Source organism: Bacillota bacterium, assembly GCA_040754675.1.
Classification (GTDB): Bacteria; Bacillota; Limnochordia; order Limnochordales; family Geochordaceae; genus Geochorda.
The window spans coordinates 1-3,436 of sequence record JBFMCJ010000434.1 but is presented as its reverse complement, the minus strand read 5'-3'; the positions used below and the strand labels follow the sequence as shown (position 1 = coordinate 3,436).

At 61.6% G+C, this 3,436-nt stretch carries 4 protein-coding genes and 1 pseudogene; 1 reads left to right on the top strand and 4 read right to left on the bottom strand.

The features are described 5' to 3' along the window. A partial coding sequence (locus AB1609_18510) for a helix-turn-helix transcriptional regulator (protein ID MEW6048439.1) occupies positions 1 to 107 on the bottom strand: 107 nt, incomplete at its 3' end. A 222-nt stretch (positions 108 to 329) separates the two neighbouring features. On the opposite strand from AB1609_18510, the gene AB1609_18505 reads away from it, so the two are divergent. Next, on the top strand, positions 330 to 1,160 hold the full coding sequence (locus tag AB1609_18505) for a flagellin (GenBank protein MEW6048438.1): 831 nt from the start codon (positions 330 to 332) through the stop codon (positions 1,158 to 1,160). A gap of 106 nt (positions 1,161 to 1,266) precedes the next feature. On the opposite strand, the gene AB1609_18500 is transcribed toward AB1609_18505, so the two are convergent. The 3 genes and pseudogenes from AB1609_18500 to AB1609_18490 all read right to left on the bottom strand — a co-directional run bounded on the left by AB1609_18500 (position 1,267) and on the right by AB1609_18490 (position 3,193). Beyond that, positions 1,267 to 1,524 (bottom strand): hypothetical protein, encoded by a 258-nt coding sequence (locus tag AB1609_18500; GenBank protein MEW6048437.1) that lies wholly within the window; start codon positions 1,522 to 1,524, stop codon positions 1,267 to 1,269. Positions 1,525 to 1,594: 70 nt separating this feature from the next. Next, positions 1,595 to 2,005: a hypothetical protein gene (locus AB1609_18495; GenBank protein MEW6048436.1), complete on the bottom strand. Its 411-nt coding sequence runs from the start codon at positions 2,003 to 2,005 to the stop codon at positions 1,595 to 1,597. Positions 2,006 to 2,020: 15 nt separating this feature from the next. Then, a pseudogene (locus AB1609_18490) lies at positions 2,021 to 3,193 on the bottom strand (hypothetical protein). Positions 3,194 to 3,436 lie beyond the last annotated feature (243 nt).

The window sequence follows — 3,436 nt, the reverse complement described above, 5'->3', positions numbered from 1 at the left end:
TCAATGCTGAATACGTGTTGGGGATGGAGCCCGACCCTTTCTGCGAGCGCCCGCGCGGTCATGCCTTTGCTTTTCCGTAGTTGGCGTATCCGGGCCCCGAGCGTCACGGCTTTGTCCACCGCCTGCCCCTAATAATTCAGGCTGCCACATTCTACCCGTGCGCATCCGCCCCCTCAATCGCTTGCAGAGCACTCGCTCGACCGAGTGTCAAACACTAAACACCAGGGGTCCCCCGCCCGATGAAAACAGTAGACCTCGCGCGCGACTGGTCGGGAGTGTCAACCGCGCAGGCATGGACGCCGCGCCCTTCCCGAAAGGGGGTACACCCTATGGGTCTTCGCATCAACTCGAACCTGGAGGCGCTGAACGCGCACAGGCACCTGTCTGCCGTGTCCAACCGACTCGCCAAGTCTATGGAGCGGTTGTCGTCTGGGTTGCGCATCAACCGGGCCTCCGACGACGCGGCAGGGCTTGCCATATCGGAGAAGATCCTGGCCCAGGTGAAGGGCCTGGATCAGGCGGTGAGGAACGCGCAGGATGCCATATCCCTGGTGCAGACGGCCGAGGGAGCGTTGCAGGAGACGCACTCCATCCTCCAACGCATGAGGGAACTGGCCGTGCAGGCGGCGAACGACACCCTCCAGGATAGCGACAAGCAGGCCATCCAGGCCGAGATTAACGAACTGCTGAAGGAAATCGCCCGGATAGCGGAGGCTACCGAGTTCAACAATCAAAGCCTCTTGCAGGCCAGTGCAACCAGCACAGAGGGGATAGCCTTCACGTTCCAGGTCGGCGCGAATGCTGGACAGGTGATAGGTCTTACGATAGCAGCCGCAAATACCCTGGCGTTGTTCGGCGGAAGCATGGTGGACGTGGTGAACGAGGCTGCCACCGCGATTAGCTTGGTGGATACGGCCATAGGCAAGGTCTCTGACTCGCGTGCCAACCTCGGCGCCATGCAGAACCGCCTCGAACACACCATCGCCAACCTGCAGGTGGCCTCCGAGAACCTGCAGGCGGCCAATTCCCGCATCCGGGACGTGGATATGGCGGCCGAGATGATGAACTACACCAAATTGCAGATCCTCCAGCAGGCGGGTACCGCCATGCTCGCGCAGGCGAACCTTGCCCCCCAGGCGGTGCTGAAACTCCTGTCATAGGCCCCCCTGGGGCCGGGGGTAACGCCCTCCCTCCCTCATGGGTGCGTGGCCGGGTCGCGGGAAGCGGAATACCCCGGCCACGCGGCGTTGTTACAGCTGGTAGCGGTTACGAGCGTCCCTGAGTCGCCACGGCCAGGCCGGCCAGGACCAAGCCGGCGAACACCAGCCAGCCCAGGCGGCGGGGCCAGTCGCCTCCGTCGGCTGTAACCGGATTACCTACCTGGCGTTCCTCTTCCCCTGGGTTGTCCTTCTGGCCCTCCGGGTTGTTCTTCTTGACTGTCTCGTTCGCCCCGGGATTGCTCAGGGTACGCTTCGTGCCCTCTACGGGTTCCGGCATCTCGATCCCTCCCTTCAGCCGCTTCATGGCGCGGCAGGACCTCGTAGCGGATCACCAAGTCGCTCACGAGCACCTTCTGCACGTCCGCACCCCCATTCTACTGAGCATTCGTGGCCTTCAACTCAAAAGACTTCAGCCCCTGGTTGGGCTGGCTGTCCACGAGGATGGGCGGCTTCACCCGCACCCACACCGTCCCGATCTGCTCACCAGGGCCGAAGGTGCCGGGCAGGTACACGGGGTCTTCGGCCGCGAAGGGGTCACGGGTCGCGCTGATTTCGATTACGTCGTTCGGGGGCAGGCTGAGGCGAGTCGCCTTCACGCCCGAGACGGACTGGGGGCAGAAGTTGAATACGGGTATGGGGATGGGACCGAGGGTGTTCCCAGCCAAGACCCGGCCCATAAGCTGCTCCAGCTTGATGCCGTCAATCTGGCCCAGGTAGAGCTTGCCTGGGTGAGGGTGCATGAGCACCGTGTGGTCGCCCAGGGTGCGGGCGCACTTCCAAACCAAGTCGGAGCCACTGACACCGCTTATTTGAGTGGGCGTGAGTCTATCCGTGGTAGTTCCATCTCCCAGTTGCCCATAAGCATTGTAGCCCCACGCCCATACGGTACCGTCCTTCTTGCGGGCCAGGGAGTGGAAGCGTCCAGCGGCTATGGCCACGACATCGGAGAGTCCGACTACCTGTACGGGAGTAGTCCTGTTGGCCGTTGTGCCGTCCCCAAGCTGCCCATAGTTGTTTAGCCCCCAAGCCCATACCGTGCCGTCAGCTCTGAGCGCCAGGGAGTGGCCGCCGATTCCCCCCAGCGTAGGGGCTTCTATTCCCTCACCCCCTGCCGCTATAGCCACTACGTCAGTCAGGTCTGCCACCTTTACGGGGGTGTAACGGTGCGCTGTTGTGCCATCGCCCAGTTGCCCATTGATGTTGCATCCCCATGCCCATACTTCGCCGTTGGATTTCAGTGCCAGCGCATGACCCCCCAGCCTTGCGTTCGTGGAAGTTTGAATCGAGGCCGACCCAGCCGCTATAGCTATCACGTCAGTAAGCGTCAGCACTCGCACTGGGCTTAGCCTATAACTTGTAGCAGTGCCCTGTCCGCACTGCCCCTGTTCGTCATAGCCCCAAGCGTAGACCAATCCATCTCCGGTCAACGCGTAGGACGTACCGGGTATGAAAGTGTAGGAGACTGGGTTAGCCATTCCCCCGCCAGCGGCGGCTATGGCCACCACACCGACGAGACCGGGAACCTTGGCGGGGGTGCTTCTGGACGTTCTAGTGCCGTCACCGAGTTGCCCTGAGTCGTTTAGCCCCCACGCCCATACCTCGCCTTCGGCGGAAAGCGCCAAACTGTGACCGTAACCTATGTCAGGAGGCCACGATCCGGTGCGTTCCACGCCTGCGGCAGCAGCGACCGCGAGAATCCCCGAGAGGTAGCCTACGCCCCCAGGCCCCTTGACCTGGACGGGCGTTGTGCGATTGGTAGTTGTCCCGTCCCCCAATTCCCCCGAACGATTAGCTCCCCACGACCATAGGGTACCATCCTCAAGGACTACGAGTGTATGAAGCCCGCCACCGGCCGCGTCTATGGGGTACACCGGTAGGTCTATGTGAACCACTGTTAGCCTGTTTGTTGTCGTGCCATCTCCCAGTTGGCCCTGATCGTTTCTCCCACACACGCTTAGCCCAATGACTGGCATAGCCGCTATACCCCCAGGTCAAACGCCTTTCTCTGAGTGCCTTCGTGCAGATTGTACCACCTCACCAGTACCGGCAAAAGCGGGCAGACTGTGGACGCGCGGGCTCAACAGGACAGCACATCGCCGAGGAGATGCGGGCCGGACTAGCGCACGGTCAGCCAGTGTGTTGCCGCAATGGTGATGAGCAATACTAGAGCTTGCTACATGCATTTTGTGGAAGTAGCCGATTTTGATATATCCAAA